We start from the raw sequence: 25,928 nt of genomic DNA on the forward strand, positions 1-25,928 counted from the left end.
CATCAACATGCAGCAGAATCTTGCCATTTGCCTGCACCGGATGGGCCGCAACGAAGAGGCAATGGCGCAACTGCGCCATGTTCTGACAATGCAGCCCGATTACCAGCGTGCGCACCTGAGCATGTCCGCGATACTGTCCCAGCAGGGGCGTCTTCCCGAGGCCATCGCCTGTTGCCGTGCTGCGCTGGAACTGTTGCCGGGCGACCTGGACCTTACCGGGAACCTGCTGTTCTGCCTGTCGCATGCGGACGACGTGACCGCGGAGGAACTCGCCGCCGAACATTTCCGCTTCGGCATGCACCGCGAGGCCCTGGCCCCGCCGCTCTCGGATCACCCCAACGACAGGAACCCGGAGCGCGTCATTCGCCTGGGCTTCGTCTCAGGCGACTTCAACAATCATGCGCTGGCGAATTTTTTCACGCCCATCCTGAAACAGCTGCACCGGTCGGAACGTGTAGAACTGTACGCTTACTACAACAACATCCTGCAAGACCACGTGACGGAAGAGGTGCGCCGGAACTGTACGGTATGGAACGACATCTCCGCGATGGATGACGAGGCTGTGGTATCACTGGTCCGCGCAGACGCGATCGATGTACTCGTCGATTTGTCCGGCCACACGAACCGGAACCGGCTTGCCGTGTTTGCCCGCAAGCCGGCGCCGGTCCAGGCAACCTGGATCGGCTATCCGGGCACCACTGGTCTGAAGAGCATGGACTACATCCTGCACGACCACCATACCCTGCCGCCGGAGCTGGCGCCGCAGTTTACCGAACGCTTCGCCTACCTGCCGTCTTGCGCCGTGTTCGAACCGAGGAAGGACTTACCTCCGGTCAATCCTTTGCCGGCTTATGCCAATGGCTACATTACTTATGGCAGTTTCAATCGCATCAACAAACTGCGGCGGCCGGTCATTGCGCTCTGGTCGCAACTGCTGCGGGCACAGCCAACTGCCCGCCTGATGCTCGCTGGCATGCCCAAGGATGGCCAATACGACCATCTTGTCGAATGGTTCGCCGAGGAAGGCATCGACCGGTCGCGCCTGGATTTCCAGTCCCGCGTGCCGATGCAGGATTACATTCGCCTGCACCATAAAGTGGACCTGTGCCTGGACACATTCCCCTACACCGGCGGGACCACGACCTTGCAGGCGCTCTGGATGGGTGTTCCACTGTTGACGCTTGCCGGACCGACGCTGGCTGGACGCAGTTCCGCAGGCGTTCTCTACCAGTTGAACCTGGGAGCGTTCGTTGCGCAGAGCGCCGATGGTTTCGTCGAGCGCGGCCTGGCGGTGACGGCGCGGCTGGAACTGCTGGCCGACCTGCGCATGAGCCTGCGCGCCTTGCTGAGCCTTGCGCCGATGAGCAGGCCTGCCGTGGTGTCCGCTGCCCTGGAAGGCGCTGGACGCCATATGTGGCAACGCTGGTGCGCGGGCCTTGCACCGGAAAACTTCGAGATCGACTACGACATCGTCCCGATGACCAACGCAGAAATCCATGCCGCCGAGCTGGCGAAAAAAATCTGAAAAATTTTTCCGTACGGCATTTAATCGGAGCGCTCGGGATGTCGCCTTGTATTGATGAGGGCGTGACGTGCATGCCCCAGTCACCCATTATCCGGAGTATTCCATGCTGAGCCTTCACACCAACAACGCCGCCCTGTCCGCCCAGAACGCCCTGTCGCGTACCCAGAACAGCCTGTCCACCTCGATGACGCGCCTGTCCACCGGCTTCCGTATCAACTCGGCAATGGACGATGCCGCCGGCCTGCAGATCGCCACCCGCCTGAAAGCGCAGACGAGCGGCATGTCGGTCGCCATGACCAACACGCAAAACAGCAAGTCGCTGCTGCAGACGGCCGACGGCGCGTTCGACGAAGTCACCAACATGCTGGTGCGCATGAAGGACCTGGCCACCCAGGCCGCCGATGCCTCGTCCAGCGCAGATGACAAAACCGCCATGCAGTCGGAATTCGATGCACTGGGCCAGGAACTGGGCAATATCCTGAAGAACACCACGTTCGGCGGCTCGAAGCTGCTGGTAGGCGGCAAGCTGGCATCGTCGATGACGTTCCAGATCGGCGCCAGCTCCAGCGAAACGATGGCACTGGACGTGAGCACCAAGATGAGCGATCTGGTTTCCTCGGTGACCACTGCAACGTCGAACTACGGCGCAACCGCCACCGGCACCGAACTGACTTCCGCTGCCAATACCGCCATCTCGAACCTGACCGACGCCATTGCAAAAGTCAGCACGGTGCGTTCGTCGATCGGTGCAGCGGCCAACCGCCTGGACCACATCAACACCAACCTGGGCAACATCAGCTCGAACACGAAGGCCGCCACCGGCCGCATCATGGACGTCGACTTCGCCAAGGAAAGCGCGAACATGACGTCGAACCAGATGCTGATGCAAGCCGGCACCGCCATGCTGAAGCAATCGAACAGCATGTCCTCGATGGTCATGTCCCTGCTGCAGTAATTCCTGGCCGGGCGACCGGCACGGTGGAAAAGCCAGCCTTGCGGCTGGCTTTTTTACATTTCGGCACGCAATTCGCAGAGAGCATTCCAGGCCGATGACTTGCCTCGGCGCTCTTTAAAAAATTATTTCCATGTGGCACTTAATGAACAGGGCCGGCCGGCCGCCTTGTATTCATGAGGGCGTGAAGAGCATGCCCCAGTCACCAATTATCCGGAGTATTCCATGCTGAGCCTTCACACCAACAACGCCGCCCTGTCCGCCCAGAACGCCCTGTCGCGTACCCAGAACAGCCTGTCCACCTCGATGACGCGCCTGTCCACCGGCTACCGCATCAACTCGGCAATGGACGATGCCGCCGGCCTGCAGATCGCTACCCGCCTGAAAGCACAGACGAGCGGCATGTCGGTCGCCATGACGAACACGCAGAACAGCAAGTCGCTGCTGCAGACGGCCGACGGCGCGTTCGACGAAGTCACCAACATGCTGGTGCGCATGAAGGACCTGGCCACCCAGGCCGCCGATGCCTCGTCCAGCGACGATGACAAGACCGCCATGCAGTCGGAGTTCGCAGCACTGGGCGAGGAACTGAAAAACGTGATGGACAACACCACGTTCGGCGGTTCGAAGCTGCTCAAGGGCGGCAAGCTGGCAGCGTCGATGACGTTCCAGATCGGCGCCAGCTCCAGCGAAACGATGACGCTGAACGTGTCTGCGTCCATGACCGCGCTGGACTCGGCGATCACCACCGCTACCGCTGCCGCCGGCCAGCTGACCACCACCGGCAATAACGCCATCTCGAACCTGACCGACGCGATCTCGAAAGTCAGCACGGTGCGTTCGTCGATCGGTGCCGCGGCCAACCGCCTGGACCACATCAACACCAACCTGGGCAACATCAGCTCGAACACGAAGGCCGCCACCGGCCGCATCATGGACGTCGACTTCGCCAAGGAAAGCGCGAACATGACGTCGAACCAGATGTTGATGCAAGCCGGCACCGCCATGCTGAAGCAATCGAACAGCATGTCCTCGATGGTCATGTCCCTGCTGCAGTAATGCCTGGCCGGGCGACCGGCACGGTGGAAAGCCAGCCTTGCGGCTGGCTTTTTTGTTTTTGGCGTGGTGTTTTGCATGCTCGGCCATCACGTTTTCACGACCTCAAAATAATTCCACACGGCATTAATGAATGGTGCGAACCTGTCGCCTTGTATTGATGAGGGCGTGAAGAGCATGTCCCTGACAACGTTATCCGGAGTATTCCATGCTGAGCCTTCACACCAACAACGCCGCCCTGTCCGCCCAGAACGCCCTGTCGCGTACCCAGAACAGCCTGTCCACCTCGATGACGCGCCTGTCCACCGGCTTCCGTATCAACTCGGCAATGGACGATGCCGCCGGCCTGCAGATCGCCACCCGCCTGAAAGCGCAGACGAGCGGCATGTCGGTCGCCATGACCAACACGCAAAACAGCAAGTCGCTGCTGCAGACGGCCGACGGCGCGTTCGACGAAGTCACCAACATGCTGGTGCGCATGAAGGACCTGGCCACCCAGGCCGCCGATGCCTCGTCCAGCGCAGATGACAAGACCGCCATGCAATCGGAATTCGACGCACTGGGCCAGGAACTGAACAATGTGCTGACGAAAACCACGTTCGGCGGCGCAACCCTGCTCGCCGGCGGCAAGCTGGCATCCGCGATGACGTTCCAGATCGGCGCCAGCGCCAGCGAAACGATGTCGCTCGACGTCTCGGGCGCCATGTCGACCCTGGTGTCGTCGGTCGGTAGCGCCACGGCGAACTATGCTGGTGCAACCACCGGTACCGAACTGACCGCCAGCGCCAACGCCACCATCACCAAGCTGACCACCGCCATCACCGATGTCAGCACGGTGCGCTCGAAGATCGGTGCCGCGGCCAACCGCCTGGACCACATCAACACCAACCTGGGCAACATCAGCTCGAACACGAAGGCCGCCACCGGCCGCATCATGGATGTCGACTTCGCCAAGGAAAGCGCGAACATGACGTCGAACCAGATGCTGATGCAAGCCGGCACCGCCATGCTCAAGCAATCGAACAGCATGTCCTCGATGGTCATGTCCCTGCTGCAGTAATGCCTGGCCGGGCGACCGGCACGGTGGAAAAGCCAGCCTCGCGGCTGGCTTTTTTACATTTTGGCACGCAATTCGCATAGAGCATTCCAGGCCCATGACTTACCGCGGCACTTTTAAAAAATAATTTCCATATGGCACTTAATGAACGGGGCCGGCCGGCCGCCTTGTATTCATGAGGGCGTGAAGAGCATGCCCCAGTTACTAATTATCCGGAGTATTCCATGCTGAGCCTTCACACCAACAACGCCGCCCTGTCCGCCCAGAACGCCCTGTCGCGTACCCAGAACAGCCTGTCCACCTCGATGACGCGCCTGTCCACCGGCTTCCGCATCAACTCGGCAATGGACGATGCCGCCGGCCTGCAGATCGCTACCCGCCTGAAAGCACAGACGAGCGGCATGTCGGTCGCCATGACGAACACGCAGAACAGCAAGTCGCTGCTGCAGACGGCTGACGGCGCGTTCGACGAAGTCACCAACATGCTGGTGCGCATGAAGGACCTGGCTACCCAGGCCGCTGATGCGGCATCGAGCGACGATGACAAGACCGCCATGCAGTCGGAATACGATGCCCTGGGCGCGGAGCTGAAAAACGTGCTGGAGAACACCACGTTTGGCGGTTCGAAACTGCTGGCGGGCGGCAAGCTGGCGTCGGCGATGACGTTCCAGATCGGCGCCAGCTCCAGCGAAACGATGTCGCTCGACGTGAGCGCCGCAATGACCGCGGTGGGCACCTCCATCACGGCTGCCACGGCAAACTACACCAGCGCAACTGCTGGTGCCGAGATCAAGGGTACCGCTGCCAACGCCACCATCGACAAGCTGACCACCGCTATCGCGAAAGTGAGCACGGTACGCTCGTCGATCGGCGCCGCGGCCAACCGCCTGGACCACATCAACACCAACCTGGGCAACATCAGCTCGAACACCAAGGCCGCCACCGGCCGCATCATGGATGTCGACTTCGCCAAGGAAAGCGCGAACATGACGTCGAACCAGATGCTGATGCAAGCCGGCACCGCCATGCTGAAGCAGTCGAACAGCATGTCCTCGATGGTCATGTCGCTGCTGCAGTAATCAATCGTAGCAGCACCATGGAGCCGGCCCCGTGCCGGCACCGCCCAAGGCCAACCAGACTTCCGGTTGGCTTTTTTTTACCCACGCATGATAAGCTGACGACATGTCCATCGATCGAGTAACAGGTCTCAATGCCGCGCTGACGATTCCGGAACGCTTCGCTCGCGAGCGGCCCGGGCAGTCGCAACAGCAGCTTGCGCTCGCCGGACCGGCCAGTGAGCCGTATCAGCCGGTTGTTCCCGGCACGACCGGCGCAATGCTCGAAGCGATGGATGAAAAACTGCTCGCATCGGCGCTGACCGGCAAGCTGGCCGCCGAAGCATTGCTCGGCGATGCCGTGTCGATGCAGCCGAACCAGTTGTTCGCGTCACGCCAGCTGGTGGCGCATTCGCCCGAGCCATCGGCCCTGGCGGCATCCTGGATGGCCATGGTCCGTACCTATGCCGAGCAGCGCGCCGCGCAGGTTGCGCAAAGCCGCGGACGGCGCGTACCCGCCAGCCTGTTCCAGTCCGAGGCCGTGTCCCAGGTGGTGCGCGATGGCCGGCTGCCGCCGCCAGTGGTGTCCGAGCTCGATGCCTGGCGCTTTGCCGTGTATGCATCGGGTGCGGAAAAACTGGTGCTGCGTGTCGTCGTGCGCGATGCGGAAGACGACGGGGCAGCTTCGCGCCGCCGTCGCCCGGTACGTGTCGCGCTGCGGCTGGAAGTACACATGCCCGACCTGGGCAAGGTGGTGCTGGAGATCGAGCCGGTCGACGGCGGCGTCCTGCTGGCGATCGGCGCCGCGCAGGCCGGCGCCATGCGGCACGTGCGCGAGATGCTGCCACCGATCAGGGAGATCATGAGTCACTGCGGCGTGCGCATCGTGCGTATCCGCCTGACGCACGAACTGCTCACCGCGGGCAGCCGGCATCCCACCTCGATGGAGGCGGCATCGCTGACGCCCCCAATGTTCAAGGCCATGGCCGACCTGGCCATGCTGATGTCGCAAGCGGCGGCGCCTGGCGAGCAGTTCGTCGAACTGCACAGCTGAACTGCCCAGGCCACGGTGCGCATGCCGTGACCGTAACGCGGCTCGAAAGACTATTTCGCGCAGGCCCTGCTTCAGCCAACCGTACCGATAATCGACACCTCGCGGTTTTCCGGCACTTCGTTATACGACAGCACATGCAGCCCCGGAGCGAACAGTCTTGCGTAGCGGGCCAGCAGCGGCCGGATCTGCGGCAGCACCAGCAGCAGCGGCGGCGTGCCCTGCTGCTTCATCTGCTCGCGTGCCACCGGCATGTTCACCTGCAGCTGGGCCAGCAGGTGGGGATCGATCGGATAGTTGTCGAGCACCACCTTGCCCGACTGGCGCGCCTGGTTCAGTGAACCCAGCAGCATGTTTTCCAGCTCGCCGCCCAGGTTGAACGCGAGCATTTCCTTCCGCTGGCCGAACAGCGCGGACACGATCTGGCGGCGCAGCGCGCAGCGCACCTCGGCCGCCAGCAGGATCGGATCCTTCGTGGCCTCCGAACTGTCCAGCAAGGTGGTGGCGATCGGCACGATATCCTTCAGCGACACGTTCTCGGCCAGCAGCACGCGGAACACACGCAGCAGTTGCGTGTGCGTCATCGCCTTGTCCAGCGCGGAGCCCAGCTTCGGCGCCAGTGCGGTCAGGCGTTCGACGACGGCGCCCACGTCGTCGTGCCGGAACAGCTCCGGCAGGTATTCGCGGATCAGCTTCGACAGGTGCGTGGCGATCGCGCTGGGCGCTTCCACCACCTGGTAGCCCAGCCCCAGCGCCTGTGCCTTGTCGGCCGGATCGATCCACACGACCGGCATGCCGTAGGCCGGTTCCACGCCGGGAATGCCGTCGATCTGGCCATACAGGTTCGGCGATGGAATCGCCATCAGCCGGTCCGGGAACACCTCCGCCTGGGCGATCACCGCGCCGCCCAGCACCACGGAATATTGCGAGGGCTTCAAGCCCAGGTCGTCGCGCACGCCGATCGGCGGCAGCACGAGGCCCATCGCCTCGGACAGGCTTTGCCGCACGCCGCGCACCCGCTTCGTCAGGACCTCGCCCGCCGCCTTGTCGACCAGGCCCACGAGCTTGTAACCCAGCAGCACCTGCAACGGGTGCACCACCGGCAGGCTCTGCCACTCCAGCTCCGGTGTCTTTTCCTCGCGCAGCACGGCTTCGATGGCTTCGAGCTGCCGCGTATCGGGTGGCGCCACGGCGCGCTGCTGCATGCGCCAGCCCACATAGGCGAGCGCGCCCGCGAACGACAGGAACGGCAGCCAGGGCATGCCCGGCACGATGCCCATGATCGTCATCAGGCCGGCGGCCGAGTACAGCACGCTCGGATTGGCCAGCAGCTGGGTACTGACCTCGTCCTCGAAGTCGCCCGCGTCGGACACGCGGGTGACGATGATCGCCGCCGCGGCCGACAGCAGCAGGGCCGGGATCTGGGCCACCAGGCCGTCGCCGATCGTCAGCAGCGCATATTGGCGGAACGCGTCGCCAAAGCCCATGTCCTGCATGATCGCGCCGATCGCCACGCCGCCGACCAGGTTGATGATGAGGATCAGGATCGAGGCGATCGCATCGCCGCGCACGAACTTCGAGGCGCCGTCCATCGCGCCGTAGAAATCCGCTTCCATCGCCACTTCCTTGCGGCGCAGCTGGGCCTTTTCCTGGTTGATCAGGCCTGCATTCAGGTCGGCATCGATCGCCATCTGCTTGCCGGGCAGCGCATCGAGCGTGAAGCGCGCCGACACTTCCGAGATCCGCTCCGCGCCTTTGGTGACGACGGCGAAGTTGATGATCATCAGGATCACGAACACCACGAGGCCGACGACGAAATTGCCGCCGATGACCACGTTGCCGAACGACTCGACCACCGCGCCCGCCGCATGCGTGCCTTCGTGGCCATGCAGCAGCACCACGCGGGTCGATGCCACGTTCAGCGTCAGCCGCAGCATCGTCGTGACAAGGATCACGGTGGGGAAGACGGAAAAGTCCAGCGGGCGCTTGGCCTGCACCGACACGAGGATCACGATCAGCGACAGCACGATGTTGAACGTGAACAGCACGTCCAGCAGGATCGGCGGCAGCGGCAGGATGATCATCGCGAGGATGGACATCACGAACAGCGGCGTGGCGAACTTGTGGCGGCGCAGTTCGACCACCAGGGAGTTCAGGAAATTCATGGGTTGGAAGCCTCACTCATCGATGTTGGTACCTCGATCCGGTCGGGCAACGCGGGGCGGGCCTGCCGGCCGCCGGCGCGGAACGCCTTCATCTGGAACACGTAATGCAGCACCTGCGATACCGCCTGGTAAAGCGGCACGGGAATCTGCTGGTTGACCTGTGCGGTATTGTAGATGGCGCGCGCCAGCGGGGCCAGGCGCAGCACCTCGATATCGTGCTCCTCGGCGATCAGGCGGATGTACTGGGCCAGTTCGTCGACGCCCTTGGCCACCACGAACGGCGCCTCGGCGCGCGCGTTGTCGTACTTGAGCGCCACCGCGTAGTGCTCCGGATTGACCACGACCACGTCCGCGGTGGGCACCGTCTTGCGTGCCGCGCGCTGCGACATGGCCCGCTGCAGCTGGCGGATGCGCCCCTTCACCTCGGGCCGGCCCTCGCTGCTCTTGTGCTCTTCCTTCAGGTCCTGCTTGCTCATGCGCTGGTTCTTGGCAAAGAAGAATGCCTGCGCCGGCACGTCGATCACGGCGAACAGCACGAAGATCACCACCAGCGACATCACGCCATCGAGCATGAGCGCCGCGCCATCGGTCATCGCGTTCTGCAGGGGCAGCGCCTGCAGCTGCGTGTACTGGTTCAGCGTGGAGCGCGACATGTGCACGAGCACGGCGATCAGGATGGACACCTTGACGATCGACACGCCCAGTTCGAACAGGGCCTTGCCCTTGAACATGCGCCCCAGGTTCGACACGGGATTCATCTTTGAAAATTTCGGCATCAGGTTCTTCGTGCTGAAGAGCCAGCCGCCGGGCAGCATCGAGGCCAGCACGATGAACAGGGGCACCACGAACAGCGGCGCCACCATCTTGACCAGCAGCATGCTGGCTTCGTAGAACACGTCGGACATCGCGTTCATCAGCACGTCGCCGCCTTCCAGCTGGACGAAGCTGGCCGCGAAGATCGTGCGGAAGTGTTCCAGGTAATCGGGCATCAGGAACACGAACAGGCGCAGGCTGACGAGGATGCCGATCGCCGTGGCCAGGTCCTTGGAGCGGGTGACCTGCCCTTCGTCGCGCGCCTTCTTCAGCTTCTGCTGTGACGCCTTCTCGGTCTTGTCGCCACCTTCAGCCATTGCGCCTGGCCTCCTCCGCCGTCATCTGCTGCCGGATCATCTCCAGCACCTGGCTCGTCATCCGCGTGTAATGGTCGGGAATGAAGCGCACCACCTGGCCCAGCATCAGCAGGCCAAAAATCGTGATCACCGAAAAGCCCAGCGAGAACAGGTTCAGCGACGGCGCCACGCGGTTCAGGAAGCCGAAGCCGATCTGCACGACGACGGTGGCGAACACCACCGGGATCGCCAGCAGCATCGCCGCCGAAAACACCCACGCCACGTTCCACGCCACCGTCTGCAACAGCAGCGGCCCGTAGCCGGCACCGGGTGGCCATGCCTTGAAGCTGGCGCCGATCACGTTGATGAGGACGAGGTGGCCGTCGATGGCGAAGAAGACGATGATCGACAGCATGGACAGCAGCGTGGACACCACGTCCGACGACGAGCCGTTCAGCGGATCGTTCATCACCGCCATCGAGAACCCCACCTGCGACGACACGACAAAACCCAGCACGCTGATCGCGGCCATGGCGAAATAAAAAGCCAGCCCCAGCACGAAGCCGATGATCGCCTGCTCGATCGTGGCGGCCACCATCGCCAGCGTGAACGGGTCTTCGACGATCTGCACCTTGCCGGTCACCGGCAGCATCATCACGGCAAGCGTCACCGAAAGGAGCACGCGGATCGTCACCGGCACCATCGCCTCGCCCAGCACGGGGGCCGCCGACAGCAGCGCCATCGAACGCACGAAGGGCCACCACAGCGCGTTCAGCAGGGGCAGCAGGTTGGCGAGGACCTGTTCCATCCTGGCGGGTCAGCCGACCAGCGTGGCTGCGCGGGTGAAGATCGACACGCAATAGTCCATCAGGTAGCCGGCCATCCAGCGCCCCGTGACGATGATCGCCAGCAGCGTGATGAGGAGCTTGGGCAGGAACGACAGCGTTTGCTCGTTGATCTGCGTGGCCGCCTGGAACAGTGCCACGACGAGGCCCGCGGCGAGCCCGGGCACCACCAGCACCAGGACCAGCACCATCGTGATGTTCAGGGCCTCGACCACCAGGTCGACGGCCACGTCGGGAGTCAGCATGGCTTGTCCTGTAATGTCCTAATATGCCTGGATACTGGTGACCAGGGTGTTGACGGTCAGTGTCCAGCCATCCACCAGCACGAACAGCAGCAGCTTGAACGGCAGCGAGATCACCAGCGGCGACAGCATCATCATGCCCATCGCCATCAGCACCGACGACACGACCAGGTCGATGATGAGGAACGGGATGAACAGCATGCAGCCGATCTGGAACGCCGTCTTCAGTTCGGAAAGCACGAACGCGGCCAGCTTCACCGGAAAGCCGTGCTGCATCGGATTGGTGACGTTCTGCTCGCCGGCCAGCGTGGCGATCTGCCGCAGCGCGGCCTTGCTGGTCTGGGCCAGCATGAAGCGGGACACGGGCTGCTCGGCAATGCGCAGCGCATCCTGCAGGCCGATGCGGTCCTGGTCATAGGGCACGAACGCATCGCGCCAGACCTGGTCGCCGATCGGCTTCATGACCAGCAGGGTCAGGATCAGCGCGATGCCGGTGATGATCCGGTTCGGCAGGCCCTGCTGCAAGCCCAGCGCGGACCGCAGCAGCGACAGCACGATGACGAAGCGGGTAAAGCTCGTCATCATCATGACCATGACGGGCAAGAGGCCCAGCAGGGTCATGATGACGAGGATCTGCATCTTCACCGACAGGTCGGTGCGGGCGCCGGGCACCACGCCGGCAAGCAGGTCCGGTGTATCCGCCGCCTGTGCGAAGCCCAGTGCGGGCAGCGCCAGGGCCACGGCGAACAGCGCCACCCCCGGTGCGATCCTGGTTGCGAACGGCCGGCGCGGCTGCGTCGGGAAGGTGCCGGCCGCTGTCGCCCCGCCGCCCATCATGAGGTCATCATGTCGAGATTGAGCCCGTCCAGGTCGATCACTTTCAAGCCATAGTTCTCGCCCGCCACCACCACCTCGGCCCGGCCGATCGCAGTGCCGTTGACCTTGATGACCAGCGGCTCGCCGGCCAGCGCGTCCAGCTCCACCACGCTGTCCGGGCCGATATTCATCAGGTCCTGCAGGGAAATCCGCGCCGAACCCACTTCCAGGGTCAGCGTCACGGGGATCTTGCGCATCATCTGCGGCAGGTCGCGGCGCGGGGCGCGCGGGGCCGGGGTGAAGTCGCCGGCCAGCTCGCCGGCCACGGGCTCGATGATCATCTCTTCGGTGTCGTCGAGCAATGCGTCATTGTTGCCGTTCTCGTTCATCATGGTCATTCACTGTCTTCAAAAGAGGTCAGGCACAATTTTCCCTTGTGCTCCGTGACCGCGGCCGTGTACAGCCGCGAGTCCTCGAGCATCACGTCGGCCCTGTCCAGGCTGACCGGAATCACGTCGCCGATGCGCAGGTCGAACAGCGCGCCCAGCGTGACTTCCTTGCTGACGAGCTGGCCGGCCAGCGTCACCTGCAGCCGCTGTGCCAGCGGCGCCGCGGGTTTTTTCGCCTGCCCGGCCGCGCTGCGCCCGGACTCGCGCTGGGGTGCCAGGCCGTGCAGCACGTCGGATATCAAATGCTTATCCAGTGCAAACCATACCTTGCCTGCGAGATCGCCGGCGCGCACATTCATGGTGACGATCCACGTGCCCTTGGCCGGCTGGCCTCCGGGAGCGGGCGCGGCGGGCGGCAGCGGCGTGGTCAGCGGCTGGCCGCCCGGCACGCCGGCGGCGATACGGGATGCCACGACATGGGACAGCTGTTGTCCGAGCGCAACACCGAGCCGTTCCTCGGTGGCGGTCACGCGCACCTGGGTGGCATCCGGCGCCGGCGTGGCGCCCTTGCCTGCACCGTAACGCTGGTCCAGTGCCGACAGCAGCACGGGGCGTTCGATCGCGAACGCGATGACGCCCGCACCTGCCGCGAAGTACTGCCAGCGCATGCGCGGCTCGCTGCCCGTGAGCTGCGAGAAGCCCACTTGCTCGACCTCGGTGCCGCCCCAATAGCGCCGGCTCGCGGGATGGCGCAGCGCGGCGATGAGGTCATCGCGCAGCTGGGCGGCGAACTGCGGCAACCGGTGAACCGGGCGGCCCAGCAAACTCGGATCCAGTACCTGGTGCGGTGCGGTGGTGGTTAGCGTGGTCATGGTTTTATTTTTTCCCTCTGCACGTCCACATCGTAGCGCAAATGGCCACAAAGCCTGCGCGGGTACGGTACAGGCCCGGAAGCATAACCCAATTTCTGGCGTATTGCCATGCAACAATACCGCGCACGATTGAAATCGCCTCTTTACAGTGTTGTTGCCGCGCGGTAAGCTTCTATCTGTCGGGCGTCAATTAATGCTGCTACTCAGCAATAAACCGGTTAATACCGGATCGATGCTTAGTGCATGATTTTTAAAGAGTTTTGCCACGATTTCAAGTTTCTTATATTAGAAACAACGCAGCGCAACCAATCGTACCTGGCCAATAACGACCGAGTGACCCAATTAATACGGCCATGCTTTTTCAACCGCAAATGCGGTGCACGAAAAATCGGAAGTTTTTCTTTGTAAGTATCAAGTTGCGGCGCTGGCGACCGATACCTACAAGCAAGTCGGCAGCAAGTTTTATTGATCCAAAGTAATGCGGTGACAAGCTTGCAACCGATCGCTGGACGAAGTTCAACGTTGTATTCTAAGGAGATGGCTTATGGCAAATGATATCGGCGGCATGATCAAGGCGGACCTCGCGGCACTCACGAACGCCGCTTCCGACCTTGCCGGACAAGCGGGCGCGATCGCACCCGCCATGCAATTCGGCGCACAGTCCGGCCACGACGCCGGGCAATCCGGTGGCTCGTTCGCCCAGGCAATGATGAGCGCTGTCTCCGGCGTGAACGCGGCCGACAAGGCTGCGGGCGCAAAAGTGGCCGATGTCGACGCCGGCCGCAGCGACGACCTGGTGGGCGCCATGATGGCCAGCCAGGAAGCCAGCCTCTCGTTCTCGATGCTGATGCAGGTTCGCAACAAGGTGACGGGCGCTGTCGACGAGCTCATCAAGCTGCCACTCTGATTGGCACGCTGTAGTCCGCCGTTTCCGGCAGCACTTTTCTCCGCACTACCCTTCACCGCGAAAGTCCCGACGTGATCAACACCCTCAAGTCCGCTTTTGGGCGCCTGCGTGGCAATGGCGCCGCTGCCATGCCCCCGGCCCTCGTCAAGAACCTGTACCCGATGCTGATGCTGGCTGTCGGCGTGACCGCCATCGTGCTGATGTTCCTCTGGAAGGACCAGTCCGGCTACAAGTCCGTGTTCGGCGCCCGCGAGAAAGTGGTCGCGGCCGACATGATGACCGTGCTCGATGCCGAGCAGATCGCCTACCGCATCCACCCGGACAGCGGCCAGGTGCTGGTACCGGAATCGGAACTGGGCAAGGTGCGCATGCTGCTGGCGTCGAAAGGCGTGACCGCCCAGCTGCCGGCCGGCCTGGAACTGATGGACAAGAACGATCCGCTGGGCGTGTCGCAATTCGTGCAGGACGTGCGCTTCCGCCGCGGCCTGGAAGGCGAACTGTCGCAGAGCATCATGACGCTGGACGCCATCGCCAGCGCCCGGGTGCACCTGTCGATCGCCAAGTCGACGTCGTTCGTGTCGTCGGACGGTGAAAAGTCTTCCGCTGCTGTCGTGATCGGCCTGAAGCCGGGCCGCACCCTGACGCCGGAACACATCGCCGCCGTCGTCAACATGGTGTCCGGCTCGGTGGCCAGCCTGGACCCGACCCGTGTCAGCCTGGTGGACCAGGCAGGTAACCTGCTGAGCTCGCGTGTCGACCTGACGGACGGCTTCGATGCGAACGCCGCCGGCAACGAAGGCCAGAAGCACATCCAGGACGGCATCAAGAACAATATCCGCGGCCTGCTGGGTCCGATCGTCGGCGACGACAACTTCAAGGTCAGCGTCACCGCCTCGGTCGACAACGACAAGGTCGAGGAAACCGTCGAGAAGTTCGGCGAAGCACCGAAGGTCACCAGCGAAGCGATGCGCGAAGAGCAGGATCGCAACCGCACGGCGATGGGCGTGCCGGGCACGCTGTCGAACCGCCCGCCGGCCGAAGCAGCACCGGCAGCACCGGGCGCCGCAGGCACCGAAGCGGCCGCTGCACCGGGCCAGATGCCGGAAGGCACGGCACGCAAGAATGCAACCACGCGCCAGTATGCTTACGATCGCAGTATCGTTCAAACCAAGCGTGCCCGTGGCCGTCTGGAGCGCCAGAATGTGGCGATCGTGCTGGCCCAGTCCGCCGCCGCCGACCCGAAAGCGGGCTGGAGCGCTGCCGAGCTGGCCAATATCGACAAGGTGCTGCGCAACGGCCTGGGCATCAATGAAGAACGCGGCGATTCGCTGGTAGTGTCCGCCATGCGCTTCCCGGCCAAGGCAGCACCGGTGCAGTGGTGGGAAGAGCGCGACAACATCGTCGACATCGGTGGCTGGATCAGCTACGCACTGGCCGCACTGCTGGGCTACTTCCTGCTCCTGCGTCCGCTGCTGAAGCTGCTGACGAACAGCCTGGCGCCGGCCGCCCCTGTGCCGGCCGTGATCGGCACCCGCAGCGGCAGCGACCGCCGCGCCGACGCTGTAGCCCTGCCGGGCACCGTGGATGCGCTGCCGGTAGCCGGTACCCCGGCCGCACTGGCTGGCACCGCCGCCGACGTGGCAACCGGCGCGCTGATCCCGGCAGCCGGAGCTGGTGGCATCGCCGTCCAGCCGCTGCTGGAGAACTATGATCTGCCGCCCGCCGGTTCGCCGGTCGATGTGATGGTCGATCACCTGAAGGTTCTGGCCGAAAAAGAGCCGGAGCGTGTTGCGGAAGTCGTCAAACAGTGGATGCAGAAAAATGGCCGAGCTCAATAACATGAACGCGAATCTGAACGATCTGGCACCGATCGAAGGTGCGACCCTCTCCCCTGTCGAACAGGCCGCCATCGTGCTGCTGTCGATCGGCGAGGAACAGGCGGCGGCCGTGCTGCGTTGCCTGTCCCGCGAGGAGCTGCTGGAAGTCACGCAAGTCATGTCGCGGATGAGCGGCATCAAGGTCGAAGCCGTGAAAGGCGCGATCCAGACCTTCTTCGACGACTACCGCCAGCAGTCCGGCGTGCACGGCGCCTCGCGCCAGTACCTGAAGCGCTCGCTCGACCTGGCACTGGGCGGCGACATCGCCAACACCGTGCTCAACAACATTTACGGCGACGAACTGCGCCCGAAGATGGCCCGCCTGCAGTGGGCGTCGCCGAAATGGCTGGCCGACTACATCGCCAACGAGCACGTGCGCATCCAGGCCGTGTTCCTCTCCTTCCTGCCGCCGGCGCTGGCTGGCCAGATCGTCGACGGCCTGCCGATGGAAGGCCGCGACCTGGTGCTGCTGAGCCTGGCCCGCCTGGACGAGATCGACCGCGACCTGCTGGCCGAACTCGACGAGCTGGTGGACCGCTGCCTCGGGTCGTTCGACATGCAGAGCACGAGCATCGAAGGCGTCAAGCAGGTTGCCGAGATCCTCAACCGCCTGCCGGGCAACCGTGCCCAGGTCGTGGAGCTGCTGCGTGCGCATGACCCGTCGATCGTCGAACAGATCGAACTGTCGATGTACGACTTCCTGATTCTGGCCACGCAGACCGAAGCCGTGCTGTCGCGCCTGATCGAGGAAGTGCCGCTGGAGCAATGGTCGATCGCGCTGAAAGGCGCCGAGCCGTCGATCCTCGACGCCGTGCTGAAGACGATGCCGAAGCGCCAGGCGCAGGCATTCGAAGACATGATGCGCCGCGCCGGCCCGGTGCCGATGTCGCGCATCGAGGCGGCCCGCTCGGAAATCATGGCCACCGTCAAGGCCCTGGCCGATGCCGGCGAAGTGGAGGTTCAGCTGTTCGCGGAAACGGTGGTCGAATGAAGCAGTTCCGCCCTTACCGGTTCCCGCCCCTGTCGCACCACACGCCGCCCGCGGCGCGCGGTGACGGCACGGCCACGCCCGATGCCGCCGCATGGCAGGCGTCGATCAGCGAGGGATTCGAGCAGGGCCAGCGCGACGGCTACGAGATCGGCCTGCAGCGCGGCCAGGAAGAAGGATTCGAAGCCGGGCGCGTGCAGGGCATCGCCCAGGGGCGCGACGAAGGCCGCGCCGAGACCGCGGTCGCGCTGGACGAGCTGGCCCGTCCCGTCGACGCGATGCTGAAAAGCCTGAAGAAACTGCGCAGCGACTACCGCGCCGCGCAGCGCAAGGAAGTGGTGGACCTGGTGGCCAAGGTGGCCCGCTCGGTGATCCGCGCCGAGCTGGCGCTGCAGCCGGTGCAGATCATGGCGCTGGTCGATGAAACGCTGGCCTCGATGCCGGCCACGCGCGACGACATCGATGTGTACCTGAACCCGGAAGAAATGAAGCGGGTGTCGGAACTGGACCCGAAACGCGCCAAGCGCTGGAACCTGATCGCCGATGCCACCCTCGATGCGGGCGAATGCCGCATCCGCGCCGGCGACAACGAAGTGGACGCCGGTTGTACCCAGCGCCTGGCCGCCGTGATGGACCAGGTGGACAAACAGTTGCAGGCCGCCGACAGCGGCGATGAAGACGAGACCGAAGAATGATTGCAGACGCGCTGCGCAAGCTGGAACTGGATGCCGTACCGATGGCCACGCCCACGGGCCGGCTGGTCGGTGCATCCGGCCTGCTGCTGGAAGCGGTCGGCTGCCCGTTGCACACGGGCCAGCGCGCCCGCATCGAAACCGTGGACGGCCAGTGGCTCGACGCCCAGGTCGTGGGTTTCCGCGACAAGGTGTCGTACCTGATGCCGTTCAAGAAGGCCATCGGCCTGCAGACGGGCGCCCGCGTGCTGCCCCAGCAGGAAAAGGCCACGCTGAAGATCGGCAATGGCTGGCTGGGCCGCATGGTCAACGGCCTGGGCGAGCCGATCGACGGCAAGGGCAAGCTGACGGGCGAACACGAGCTCGACATGCATCCGCCGCGCGTCAATCCGCTGCGCAAGAAACCCGTGCACGAACCGCTGGACGTGGGCGTGCGGGCGATCAATTCGATGCTCACCCTGGGCAAGGGCCAGCGCGTGGGCCTGATGGCCGGCTCCGGCGTCGGAAAGTCCGTGCTGCTGGGCATCATGACGCGGCAGACGGTGGCGGACGTGGTCGTGGTCGGCCTGATCGGCGAACGTTCGCGCGAAGTGCGCGAGTTCATCGACCTGTCGCTGGGCGCCGAAGGCCTGAAGAAGGCCGTGCTGGTGATTGCCCCGGCGGACGAATCGCCGATGATGCGCGTGATGGCCACCGAGCTGTGCCACACGATCGCGGCGCATTACCGCGACCAGGGCAAGAACGTGCTGCTGCTCGTCGATTCGCTGACCCGCTATGCGATGGCACTGCGCGAAGTGGCCCTGGCGCTGGGCGAACCGCCGGCCACCAAGGGTTACCCGCCATCGGTCTTCTCGAACCTGCCCCAGCTGGTGGAATCGGCCGGCAATGGCGAGCATGAAAACGGCTCGATGAGCGCCATCTACACGGTACTGGCCGAGGGCGACGACCAGCAGGATCCGATCGTCGACACGGCGCGCGCCATCCTGGACGGCCACATCGTGCTGACGCGTGCGCTGGCCGAGCGCGGCCACTATCCGGCGATCGACGTGGGCCAGTCGATCAGCCGCTGCATGAACGGCATCATCAGCCAGGAGCACATGCTGGCGGCGCGCGCGCTGAAAGCGGCCATGGCCAAGCATGACCGCGTGCGCGACCTGATCCCGCTGGGCGCCTATGTGCCCGGCGCCGACCCGGTGACCGACCGCGCCGTGCAACTGAACCCGCATATCGAACACTTCCTGTGCCAGGGCACCAAGGAAGACGCGCCCTATACCGGTTGCGTCGAAGGACTTGAAAGGCTGATGAAATGACCGACCGTCTGCTGATCCAGAACCTGACCTCGCTGGTCGCGCTGCGCAATACCCAGCTGGAAAAGCTGCAGGCTGCGCAGGCCGAGAAAACGGCCACCGCCGAACGCTACAAGAAAAACCTCGAACGGCTGCACAGCCTGGCCGTCGCCAGCGGTGCTTCCGGCAGCCTGCCGCTTGCGCTGGCCGCCAACTGCGGCAACTACAAGCAGGCCGTGCTGGCCATGGCGGACAGCCACCGGCTCGACCTCACCATGCACGAGGCCGACATGGCCATCTCGCAACGCGCGCTGAACCAGGCTTACGTGAAATGCGAAGTGCTGGGCCAGGTGCTGGAAAAGAACGAGAAGGCGCTGGCCAGCAAGGGCGCAGTGCAGGAACGTAAAGTGCATGACGACCTGGCAACGCAAGTGTGGCTTCGTTCCCAAAAATAAGCGCAAATAGATCCGTACGGAAATAAATTTCATGGGGAACGGCCTTTTGTCGCCCTTCCTCAAGGTACACTCTTAATATATTTCCGCGGAGCACCAAAATGGCCATCTCTTCTCCTACCTACGATCCGAAAACCACGGCGACGCAACTTGCATCGGTCTATATCCAGGACCGGCAATCGACGCTGACGCTGCAAAACAGTATTGCGGGTGAGACCGACAAAGCCCTGACATCGCTGAAATCGGCCATGTCGTCGTTTGAAACGGCCATGTCGAGCATTTCGCTGAAGAAGACGGTGCTGGCGACGACGGCCACGTTCAGCTCACCCGTGGGCACTGCCAGCGCCAGCGCTTCGGCGGCGGCGGGCAGCTATGCTTTCTTTGTCGAGAAACTGGCCACGGCGAACCAGGCACAGTACAGCGGCATCGCCGATACGACGCCAATGGCCGAAGCCGGCACGATCAAGGTCACCGTGGGCAGCACGACGTTCGCCGTCGACCTGACGCAGGCCGACAAGAGCGCTGACGGCATCCTGTCCGTGAAAGAACTGGCGAGCGCGATCAATTCCGCCAGCGGCAATACCTCGAAGGTCACCGCATCGACGATGACGATCGGTGGCGTGCCGACGCTCGTGATGTCGGCCAGTGAAACCGGCGCTGTCAACACGGTCTCGATCGATGCAGCCGGCCTGCCGGCGGGTGCGCTGCGCACGGCGTTGTCCGACACGACGAAACGCAAGGACCTGGTGGCTGGGCAGGATGCGGTGATCTACCTCGGCGACAAGGCCAGTGGCGTCAAGATGCAGCAGGCCTCGAATACGTACACCGCGGTCGATGGCGTGTCGATGACGTTTACCAAGGCGCAATCGGTCGGGGAAAGTCCGGTGACGCTGACGGTGGCCGCCGACAGTGGCGGTACCGCGGCCAACCTGCAGAGCTTTGTCGACGGTTGGAACAAGCTGATCAACACCATGAAGACGCTGACCGATGCCGGCGATGCTGCGAGTGGCAAGTCGGCAGGCGTGATGCATGCCGATTCCGGACTCCAGGCGCTGCGCACGCGCATGCAGGCCATGTTGCGCCAGGAAGTCGACGGGGTATCCCTCGTGCACTTCGGCATTACCGGTAGCCGCGACGGCACGCTGTCGCTGGACACCGGACGCTTGAACAAGATGCTGGCCGCCAAACCGGACGCGCTGGACAAGATCATGGGCAACAACAGCGCCAGCGCGCCGACCGGCGTGCTGGGCGACGTGGACAAGCTGCTCAGTGTGTGGACCGACACGACCAATGGCCAGATCGTGAAGCGGCGCGAAGTCAATTCGCAGCTGCAGACTACCCTGCTCAAGCGCCAGGCCACCCTCGACCGACAATACGAATCCGCTTACCTTCGCTATCTGAACCAGTTTTCGACTTTGCAGACATTGCAGGCGCAGATGGAAAGCAATACCTCTATGTTCGACGCCATGTTCTCGAAGGACGACTGACGGCGCGTCAAATCTCAACGGTGACTACATGATGAATCTGGATGCCTACGGCGAATACCATGCAACCAACCTGGATGCGCAAACCGCGCGTGCCTCGCCGGTCGAGCTGGTACTCGTGCTGACCGACGGCCTGCTCGAAGAGCTGGCCCGCGCCCGCGGCCATATCGTCGGCCGGCGCTACGAACTGAAGGCAATGAGCCTGGACAAGTGCACGCAAATCATCAATGGGCTGTCCAGCTCGCTCGACTTCGACAACGGCGGCGAAGTGGTCGCCAACCTGGGAAACCTGTACGACTATTGCGCAGCGCGGTTGTACCGTGCCGGCATCGACCTCGACCCGACGATCGTGGACGAGGTGGTCGGCCTGCTGACGACCATCAAGCAGGGCTGGCTCGGCGTGCAGGCCAAGCATGGCTAGGGAGCAACAGCTGCTGCGCCTCGCGCAGCAGGTCGCGGCCGCCGCGGCCGAGGCGGACTGGGACGCGCTGATAGCGCTGAACACGCAGATGGCGTCCACCGTGCCGGCCCTCGCCCGGCAGGGCAAGTGGACACCGGCCGAACGGACCGCGCTGGCAGCCCTGCGCCAGCAGCACGAGGCGGCGACGCAGGCGGTCGGCACCGCCAGTACCGAACTGGGCAAGCACCTGCAACAGATCAATACCCACAAGGAGGGCTGGCTTGCCTATGCCCTCGACAATGATTTTTCCGGGACCGGAGCATGATGATCAATACCCCTTCCGCGCCGGGTGGCGCGGCCGCGGCGCAAAGCGCGCTGCCTGGCGTCGCCGTTGGCGGCGCACCCGCACTGGCTGAAGGCACGCCTGCAGTGACCACCGAAGGTGGCACCGGCGGCACGGGCCTGCCCATGCCGTTCGCCCAGCTGTTCGACTTCGCCGGGCTGGCAACGACAGCCGGGATTGCCGGTACCCAGCCGGCCGGCATGCCCGCTGCGCAGGCAGAAGATGCAGCACCGGCCGCCGAGGAAGCGCCGGCGGAAGCGCCGCTCGCGGCCATGATGCCGGCACTGCATTTCGCCGTGCTGCCGCAGGCTGTCCAGATTACGGCCGGCACGACGAACACAAGCATGGCCACCGTCGACGCTACCCAGGCGCGCGGCGCCACGCTGCTCGCGGCCGCCTCCGGCAGCGCACGCCAGGCAGCCGCCGACGCGATCACGAACGGCGCAGCCGCGGCGACCGTTGCCACCACGCCGCTGGCGGCACGGCTGCTGCAAGGCGCCCTGCCCGCCATCGCAGAACCGGTTGCCCTGAAGACCGATGCACGCGCGGGCGCGGCCGGTACGGCCACCGCCGGCGGCACCGTGCACAGCGCCGCCAACGCGGCAGCAACCGTGCTCGCCACCCAGGATGGCGCTGCCCAGTCCGGCCAGGATGGCCAGGCCGGCCAGCAGCCGCAGGGTGAAGGACAGGCAACGTTCCGCGGCGTAATGGCCGCCTCGGCACCGCTCGCCGGCGCCACCGCGCCCGCCGATACCGTGAAGCTGGCCGGTACGCCGGAGCAGTGGCAACAGCCGCTGCGCGCGGCCCTCGGCGATCGTTTACAAGTTACCCTTCAGAAAGGGAACGATCAAGCCGTTATACGCCTTGAGCCGCCCAACCTGGGCAGCATCGAGATTTCGATCCGCCAGACCGCCGGTGCGCTGCATGTCAGCATGTCGGCCACCAACAGCGAAGTCGTGCGCCAGCTGAACGCCGTTGGCGATTCGATGCGGCAGGATCTGTCGCAGCGCCAGCAGGGCGATGTGGCCGTGACGGTTTCGCAAGCTTCATCGCGCTCGCTGGCCGACAGCGAAGGCCGCGGCCGCCAGCCCGAGCGGGAAGCAGAGCAACAGCGTGAGCAGCGCGGCCCCGGCCGCGCGCTGAACGAGGGCGACGTCAACAACACCACCTTCGCGATGCTGCGGGAGTAACGAGTAAATGAACAAGAAGCTGATCATCATCATCCTTGGCGTGGCACTGGTGTGCGGCGGCGGCGCCGGCGCCGCCGTGTGGTTCCTGGCACCGAAGGCCGACGCGGCCGAGGGCCATCACGACGAGGCAAAGAAACCCAAGAAAAAGAAGAAGAAGGAAGACGAGGAAGAAGCCGGCCCGGTCAAGTACCTGACGGTCGACAAGGTCATCGTGATGCTGCGCCGCTCGCCGAACCAGGCGGTGCCGCACTACCTGTCCGCCGACCTCGTGGTGGCCGCGCCGCTGAAGAAGGAAAAGGAAGCCAAGGAAGAGCTGCCCCTGCTGCGCAGCGTGGCGGTGCGCACGCTGTCGGCACTGCCGATGGACAAGGCACAGGTGATGACGATCGACGAATACGCCGAGGTGCTGAACAAGGCGTTCGAGGAACAGTACGAGAAAGACGAGCGCGAACAACCGTTCAAGGAAGTCATGATCGGCAAGCTGATCGTGGAATAAAGGAACTGTATGGTGATGGTATGTGCAGCAACCGACTCCTCCGCCGGGAATTACGGCGGCGGCTATGCCGAAAGCTACGGCGAAAGCTATGGCGAAACCTATGAAGTCCGCGCGGCCGCGCAGGCACTGTCGCCGGCGGCCGAGCAGAAACACCTGATGTCGTATGCGCCGCTGGTGAAGAAGATCGTGCGCCAGCTGAACTCCCAGGTGAGCGGCGCGATCGATCGCGAGGACATGGAACAGATCGGCCTGATGGGCTTGCTGGAAGCGCTGCGGCGCTACGGCGAACCGGATGCCGCATTCGGCAGCTTCGCCAGCCTGCGCATCCGCGGCGCCATCCTGGACGAGCTGCGCCGGCAGGACTGGCGGCCGCGCGCGGTGCGCCAGCAAAGCCACAAGCTGCGCGACGGCGTGCGCGCCCTCACCCGGAAACTGGGCCGCGAACCGAGCGAGCAGGAAGCCATTGCCGGCCTGGGCATCACGGCCGACGAATACATGGCTTACCAGCTCGATGAAAGCGCCGAGACGATGGCGAGCTTCGACGACCTGCTGCAGGAAGGCGGCGCAGACGGCAGCGCCGGCAGCGCGCCCAGCCCCGAAGAGCAGCTGATGGTGCGGCGCAGCCTGGAACAGGCCCTGAACGGCTTGAACGAACGGGAGCAGCGCGTGGTGCAGATGTACTACGAGTTCGAGCTCAGCTACAAGGAAATCGCCGCCGTGCTGGATTTGACGGATGCGCGCGTGTGCCAGCTGAACAAGGCGGCACTGACCAAGATGAAAGCCGTGCTGCAGGGTTGACCCGCCGGCACCCCAAGTAAAGGAAAGCAACCATGCAGCAAATTGTCGGCCTACTCATTATTTTCGGCAGCGTCTTCGGCGGCTACATGCTGATGGGCGGCACGTTCGCCGCCATCTGGCACCCCATCGAGATTCTCGTGATCGCGGGCGCCGGCGCGGGTGCGCTGGTGCTGGGCAATCCCGGCCACATCCTGCATGAACTGTCGCACCAGCTGAAAAAGATCATCGTGCGCAAGAAGTACGATTCGGAATTCCAGCGCCAGCTGCTGCTGCTGATGTACGAACTGCTGCAACTGGCCGCGGGCGGCCTGAAGGCACTGGACGCGCACGTCGAGGCTCCGAAGGACAGTGCGATCTTCCAGCGCTACCCTTCCGTGCTGGAAGAGCAGAAGCTGCTGGCGTTCATCGTCGACAACTTCCGCCTGATGGCGATGGGAAAGATCAACGCGCACGAACTTGAAGGCGTGCTCGAGCAGGAACTGGAACTGATCCACGAAGAACTGACGCAGCCGGCCAAGTCGCTGGGCAAGATCGGCGAAGCCATGCCGGGCTTCGGAATTCTGGCGGCCGTGCTTGGCATCGTGATCACGATGGGCACCGTGGGCGGCGGCGCCTCGTCCGGCGAGATCGCCGAAAAGGTGGGCGCGGCCATGGTCGGTACGTTCATCGGTATCTTCCTGTGCTATGGCCTGATCGACCCGATCTGCAACATGCTCAAGCAGCTCGTCGGCGAAGAAGCGGGCGCGCTGGAATCGGTGAAAGTCGTGCTGGTCACGCACGTATCCGGCAAGCCGCCGCTGCTGGCGATCGACGCCGGCCGCCGCCTGGTGCAACTGAACACGAAGCCAAGCTTTGCCCAGCTGGAAAGCTGGATCAACGCGATGGAAAGTGGCGAGGGAGGTGGCCGTGCTAAAGCCGCATGAGAAACACCATGAAACCACGATCGTCAAGCGCAGCGGCGGCAAGCATGCGCACGACGATCACGGCGGCGCATGGAAAGTGGCGTTCGCGGACTTTTGCCTGGCGCTGATGTGCCTGTTCCTGGTGTTGTGGCTGATGGCGGCGCGCAATACCGAGAGCCTGCAGCAGATCCTGACGGAATCGGATGGCAACAAGACGGACCAGGGCAAGGGCGTGATGCCGGAAGCCGTGGGCGGCCCGCGGGGCAGCCTGATCGAACGCTTCCCCATGCCGCGCACCGGCAATTCCGACGTGCAGGGCAAGGAAGTCGAAAGCACCGAGCAGAATCCACAACAGGCGCCATCGAAAGTGGCCTACGAAACACGCGACGACCTGGCGATGCTGGCCAAGGCACTGCAACAGATGAGCCACGATGCTGGCCTGAAGAGCAACCTGGAATCGGTGATCACGCCATATGGCCTTCGTGTCATGTTGCATGATACCGACAGGCAAGGCATGTTTGTGCGCGGCAGCGCCATCCCCACCGGGAAATTCCAGTCGCTTTTGCGTAAAATGGGACCCTTGTTTGCACGCATGAAAAACCAGATGCTGATCGTCGGCCACACGGACTCGTCGCAATACGAAAATACGAGCCACGCCGCGTTCTCGAACTGGAACCTGTCGTCGAACCGCGCCATGTCCGCGCGGGCTCAACTGCTTGCCGGCAGCATGCCGGTCGACAGCGTACTGCAGGTGGTCGGCATGGCCGACCGCGCGCCGCTCGACACGAAGCACGCCACGGCCGGCATCAACCGGCGCATCGAACTGCTGATCCTGACGAGCAGCCAGGCCGGCGCCATTGCCGGGATGTTCGGCATGCCGGGCAATACGGAAGCGATCGCTCCCGGTGTCGAGACGGAACTGCCGGATGCGGGCGAACTGAAACAGCTGCGCGACAAGATGCTGCCGGCTGGAGGGTAA

The 25,928-nt window shown here is 64.0% G+C and carries 27 protein-coding genes; 20 read left to right on the plus strand and 7 right to left on the minus strand.

Going from position 1 to position 25,928, the window contains the following annotated elements; genetic code table 11:
- The 6 genes from ACY65G_RS00005 to ACY65G_RS00030 all read left to right on the plus strand — a co-directional run.
- On the plus strand, positions 1-1,525 hold a 1,525-nt coding region (locus ACY65G_RS00005), incomplete at its 5' end, for an O-linked N-acetylglucosamine transferase, SPINDLY family protein (RefSeq protein WP_464995328.1).
- A gap of 103 nt (positions 1,526-1,628) precedes the next feature.
- Positions 1,629-2,480 carry a flagellin N-terminal helical domain-containing protein gene (locus tag ACY65G_RS00010; protein ID WP_464995329.1) on the plus strand — a complete coding sequence of 284 codons (852 nt, stop codon included), beginning with the start codon at positions 1,629-1,631 and terminating at the stop codon, positions 2,478-2,480.
- Positions 2,481-2,702: 222 nt separating this feature from the next.
- A complete protein-coding gene (locus ACY65G_RS00015) occupies positions 2,703-3,536 on the plus strand; it encodes a flagellin N-terminal helical domain-containing protein (RefSeq protein ID WP_464995330.1) in 834 nt (277 codons plus the stop codon).
- 205 nt (positions 3,537-3,741) lie between these two features.
- Positions 3,742-4,593 carry a flagellin N-terminal helical domain-containing protein gene (locus tag ACY65G_RS00020; protein ID WP_464995331.1) on the plus strand — a complete coding sequence of 284 codons (852 nt, stop codon included), beginning with the start codon at positions 3,742-3,744 and terminating at the stop codon, positions 4,591-4,593.
- 221 nt (positions 4,594-4,814) lie between these two features.
- Positions 4,815-5,669, plus strand: coding sequence for a flagellin N-terminal helical domain-containing protein (locus tag ACY65G_RS00025; RefSeq protein WP_464995332.1), 855 nt, complete (start codon positions 4,815-4,817; stop codon positions 5,667-5,669).
- Positions 5,670-5,772: 103 nt separating this feature from the next.
- The gene (locus tag ACY65G_RS00030; RefSeq protein WP_464995333.1) at positions 5,773-6,699 is read left to right on the plus strand and encodes a hypothetical protein; all 927 of its coding nucleotides are present in this window, start codon (positions 5,773-5,775) and stop codon (positions 6,697-6,699) included.
- Between the two features lie 71 nt (positions 6,700-6,770).
- Here ACY65G_RS00030 and ACY65G_RS00035 read toward each other — a convergent pair whose 3' ends face one another.
- Genes ACY65G_RS00035 through ACY65G_RS00065 form a run of 7 tightly spaced genes read right to left on the minus strand, consistent with a single transcriptional unit; the run spans position 6,771 to position 13,134 of the window.
- On the minus strand, positions 6,771-8,861 hold the full coding sequence (locus ACY65G_RS00035; protein ID WP_464995334.1) for a flagellar biosynthesis protein FlhA: 2,091 nt from the start codon (positions 8,859-8,861) through the stop codon (positions 6,771-6,773).
- Complete coding sequence (locus tag ACY65G_RS00040) at positions 8,858-9,991, minus strand: EscU/YscU/HrcU family type III secretion system export apparatus switch protein (RefSeq protein WP_464995335.1); 1,134 nt, start codon at positions 9,989-9,991, stop codon at positions 8,858-8,860. Before ACY65G_RS00040 ends, ACY65G_RS00035 begins: the two co-directional genes overlap by 4 nt.
- Positions 9,984-10,778 (minus strand): flagellar biosynthetic protein FliR, encoded by a 795-nt coding sequence (locus ACY65G_RS00045; protein WP_464995336.1) that lies wholly within the window; start codon positions 10,776-10,778, stop codon positions 9,984-9,986. Before ACY65G_RS00045 ends, ACY65G_RS00040 begins: the two co-directional genes overlap by 8 nt.
- 9 nt (positions 10,779-10,787) lie before the next feature.
- Positions 10,788-11,060, minus strand: a complete 273-nt coding sequence (fliQ, locus tag ACY65G_RS00050) for a flagellar biosynthesis protein FliQ (protein WP_130188766.1) — start codon at positions 11,058-11,060, stop codon at positions 10,788-10,790.
- A gap of 18 nt (positions 11,061-11,078) precedes the next feature.
- The gene (gene fliP / locus ACY65G_RS00055) at positions 11,079-11,894 is read right to left on the minus strand and encodes a flagellar type III secretion system pore protein FliP (protein ID WP_464995337.1); all 816 of its coding nucleotides are present in this window, start codon (positions 11,892-11,894) and stop codon (positions 11,079-11,081) included.
- On the minus strand, positions 11,891-12,265 hold the full coding sequence (locus ACY65G_RS00060) for a FliM/FliN family flagellar motor switch protein (RefSeq protein ID WP_464995885.1): 375 nt from the start codon (positions 12,263-12,265) through the stop codon (positions 11,891-11,893). Before ACY65G_RS00060 ends, fliP begins: the two co-directional genes overlap by 4 nt.
- A 2-nt stretch (positions 12,266-12,267) precedes the next feature.
- Positions 12,268-13,134 (minus strand): FliM/FliN family flagellar motor switch protein, encoded by an 867-nt coding sequence (locus ACY65G_RS00065; RefSeq protein WP_464995338.1) that lies wholly within the window; start codon positions 13,132-13,134, stop codon positions 12,268-12,270.
- 544 nt (positions 13,135-13,678) lie between these two features.
- On the opposite strand from ACY65G_RS00065, the gene ACY65G_RS00070 reads away from it, so the two are divergent.
- From ACY65G_RS00070 to ACY65G_RS00135, 14 genes are all read left to right on the plus strand, one after another.
- A complete protein-coding gene (locus ACY65G_RS00070) occupies positions 13,679-14,041 on the plus strand; it encodes a flagellar hook-basal body complex protein FliE (protein WP_464995339.1) in 363 nt (120 codons plus the stop codon).
- Positions 14,042-14,112: 71 nt separating this feature from the next.
- Positions 14,113-15,879, plus strand: a complete 1,767-nt coding sequence (fliF, locus tag ACY65G_RS00075; protein WP_464995340.1) for a flagellar basal-body MS-ring/collar protein FliF — start codon at positions 14,113-14,115, stop codon at positions 15,877-15,879.
- Position 15,880: 1 nt separating this feature from the next.
- On the plus strand, positions 15,881-16,909 hold the full coding sequence (locus ACY65G_RS00080) for a flagellar motor switch protein FliG (RefSeq protein ID WP_464995341.1): 1,029 nt from the start codon (positions 15,881-15,883) through the stop codon (positions 16,907-16,909).
- Entirely contained in the window at positions 16,906-17,601 is a 696-nt protein-coding gene (gene fliH, locus ACY65G_RS00085) for a flagellar assembly protein FliH (RefSeq protein ID WP_464995342.1), read from the plus strand. Before ACY65G_RS00080 ends, fliH begins: the two co-directional genes overlap by 4 nt.
- Positions 17,598-18,908 (plus strand): flagellar protein export ATPase FliI, encoded by a 1,311-nt coding sequence (fliI, locus tag ACY65G_RS00090; RefSeq protein ID WP_464995343.1) that lies wholly within the window; start codon positions 17,598-17,600, stop codon positions 18,906-18,908. The genes fliH and fliI overlap by 4 nt, the downstream gene beginning before the upstream one ends.
- A complete protein-coding gene (locus ACY65G_RS00095) occupies positions 18,905-19,339 on the plus strand; it encodes a flagellar export protein FliJ (RefSeq protein ID WP_464995344.1) in 435 nt (144 codons plus the stop codon). The genes fliI and ACY65G_RS00095 overlap by 4 nt, the downstream gene beginning before the upstream one ends.
- 98 nt (positions 19,340-19,437) lie before the next feature.
- On the plus strand, positions 19,438-20,823 hold the full coding sequence (gene fliD, locus ACY65G_RS00100) for a flagellar filament capping protein FliD (protein ID WP_464995345.1): 1,386 nt from the start codon (positions 19,438-19,440) through the stop codon (positions 20,821-20,823).
- A 28-nt stretch (positions 20,824-20,851) separates the two neighbouring features.
- Positions 20,852-21,241, plus strand: a complete 390-nt coding sequence (fliS, locus tag ACY65G_RS00105) for a flagellar export chaperone FliS (protein WP_464995346.1) — start codon at positions 20,852-20,854, stop codon at positions 21,239-21,241.
- Positions 21,234-21,545 (plus strand): flagellar protein FliT, encoded by a 312-nt coding sequence (fliT, locus tag ACY65G_RS00110; protein WP_464995347.1) that lies wholly within the window; start codon positions 21,234-21,236, stop codon positions 21,543-21,545. The genes fliS and fliT overlap by 8 nt, the downstream gene beginning before the upstream one ends.
- Entirely contained in the window at positions 21,542-22,753 is a 1,212-nt protein-coding gene (locus ACY65G_RS00115; protein WP_464995348.1) for a flagellar hook-length control protein FliK, read from the plus strand. The genes fliT and ACY65G_RS00115 overlap by 4 nt, the downstream gene beginning before the upstream one ends.
- A gap of 7 nt (positions 22,754-22,760) precedes the next feature.
- Positions 22,761-23,249: a flagellar basal body-associated FliL family protein gene (locus ACY65G_RS00120; protein WP_464995349.1), complete on the plus strand. Its 489-nt coding sequence runs from the start codon at positions 22,761-22,763 to the stop codon at positions 23,247-23,249.
- Between the two features lie 15 nt (positions 23,250-23,264).
- A complete protein-coding gene (locus ACY65G_RS00125) occupies positions 23,265-24,047 on the plus strand; it encodes a FliA/WhiG family RNA polymerase sigma factor (protein WP_464995350.1) in 783 nt (260 codons plus the stop codon).
- 32 nt (positions 24,048-24,079) lie between these two features.
- Positions 24,080-24,970 (plus strand): flagellar motor stator protein MotA, encoded by an 891-nt coding sequence (gene motA, locus ACY65G_RS00130; RefSeq protein ID WP_464995351.1) that lies wholly within the window; start codon positions 24,080-24,082, stop codon positions 24,968-24,970.
- Entirely contained in the window at positions 24,954-25,928 is a 975-nt protein-coding gene (locus tag ACY65G_RS00135) for a flagellar motor protein MotB (RefSeq protein ID WP_464995352.1), read from the plus strand. The genes motA and ACY65G_RS00135 overlap by 17 nt, the downstream gene beginning before the upstream one ends.

The organism is Pseudoduganella sp. jia 12 (genome assembly GCF_055502675.1).

Excerpts from the sequence above, each read along its gene's own strand:
- ACY65G_RS00010 (WP_464995329.1), top strand. The coding sequence starts at position 1,629 with ATGCTGAGCCTTCACACCAACAACGCCGCCCTGTCCGCCCAGAACGCC.
- ACY65G_RS00015 (WP_464995330.1), top strand. The coding sequence starts at position 2,703 with ATGCTGAGCCTTCACACCAACAACGCCGCCCTGTCCGCCCAGAACGCC.
- ACY65G_RS00020 (WP_464995331.1), top strand. The coding sequence starts at position 3,742 with ATGCTGAGCCTTCACACCAACAACGCCGCCCTGTCCGCCCAGAACGCC.
- ACY65G_RS00025 (WP_464995332.1), top strand. The coding sequence starts at position 4,815 with ATGCTGAGCCTTCACACCAACAACGCCGCCCTGTCCGCCCAGAACGCC.
- ACY65G_RS00030 (WP_464995333.1), top strand. The coding sequence starts at position 5,773 with ATGTCCATCGATCGAGTAACAGGTCTCAATGCCGCGCTGACGATTCCG.
- ACY65G_RS00035 (WP_464995334.1), bottom strand. The coding sequence starts at position 8,861 with ATGAATTTCCTGAACTCCCTGGTGGTCGAACTGCGCCGCCACAAGTTC.
- ACY65G_RS00040 (WP_464995335.1), bottom strand. The coding sequence starts at position 9,991 with ATGGCTGAAGGTGGCGACAAGACCGAGAAGGCGTCACAGCAGAAGCTG.
- ACY65G_RS00045 (WP_464995336.1), bottom strand. The coding sequence starts at position 10,778 with ATGGAACAGGTCCTCGCCAACCTGCTGCCCCTGCTGAACGCGCTGTGG.
- fliQ (WP_130188766.1), bottom strand. The coding sequence starts at position 11,060 with ATGCTGACTCCCGACGTGGCCGTCGACCTGGTGGTCGAGGCCCTGAAC.
- fliP (WP_464995337.1), bottom strand. The coding sequence starts at position 11,894 with ATGATGGGCGGCGGGGCGACAGCGGCCGGCACCTTCCCGACGCAGCCG.
- ACY65G_RS00060 (WP_464995885.1), bottom strand. The coding sequence starts at position 12,265 with ATGATGAACGAGAACGGCAACAATGACGCATTGCTCGACGACACCGAA.
- ACY65G_RS00065 (WP_464995338.1), bottom strand. The coding sequence starts at position 13,134 with ATGACCACGCTAACCACCACCGCACCGCACCAGGTACTGGATCCGAGT.
- ACY65G_RS00070 (WP_464995339.1), top strand. The coding sequence starts at position 13,679 with ATGGCAAATGATATCGGCGGCATGATCAAGGCGGACCTCGCGGCACTC.
- ACY65G_RS00080 (WP_464995341.1), top strand. The coding sequence starts at position 15,881 with ATGAACGCGAATCTGAACGATCTGGCACCGATCGAAGGTGCGACCCTC.
- fliH (WP_464995342.1), top strand. The coding sequence starts at position 16,906 with ATGAAGCAGTTCCGCCCTTACCGGTTCCCGCCCCTGTCGCACCACACG.
- fliI (WP_464995343.1), top strand. The coding sequence starts at position 17,598 with ATGATTGCAGACGCGCTGCGCAAGCTGGAACTGGATGCCGTACCGATG.
- ACY65G_RS00095 (WP_464995344.1), top strand. The coding sequence starts at position 18,905 with ATGACCGACCGTCTGCTGATCCAGAACCTGACCTCGCTGGTCGCGCTG.
- fliD (WP_464995345.1), top strand. The coding sequence starts at position 19,438 with ATGGCCATCTCTTCTCCTACCTACGATCCGAAAACCACGGCGACGCAA.
- fliS (WP_464995346.1), top strand. The coding sequence starts at position 20,852 with ATGATGAATCTGGATGCCTACGGCGAATACCATGCAACCAACCTGGAT.
- fliT (WP_464995347.1), top strand. The coding sequence starts at position 21,234 with ATGGCTAGGGAGCAACAGCTGCTGCGCCTCGCGCAGCAGGTCGCGGCC.
- ACY65G_RS00115 (WP_464995348.1), top strand. The coding sequence starts at position 21,542 with ATGATGATCAATACCCCTTCCGCGCCGGGTGGCGCGGCCGCGGCGCAA.
- ACY65G_RS00120 (WP_464995349.1), top strand. The coding sequence starts at position 22,761 with ATGAACAAGAAGCTGATCATCATCATCCTTGGCGTGGCACTGGTGTGC.
- ACY65G_RS00125 (WP_464995350.1), top strand. The coding sequence starts at position 23,265 with ATGGTATGTGCAGCAACCGACTCCTCCGCCGGGAATTACGGCGGCGGC.
- motA (WP_464995351.1), top strand. The coding sequence starts at position 24,080 with ATGCAGCAAATTGTCGGCCTACTCATTATTTTCGGCAGCGTCTTCGGC.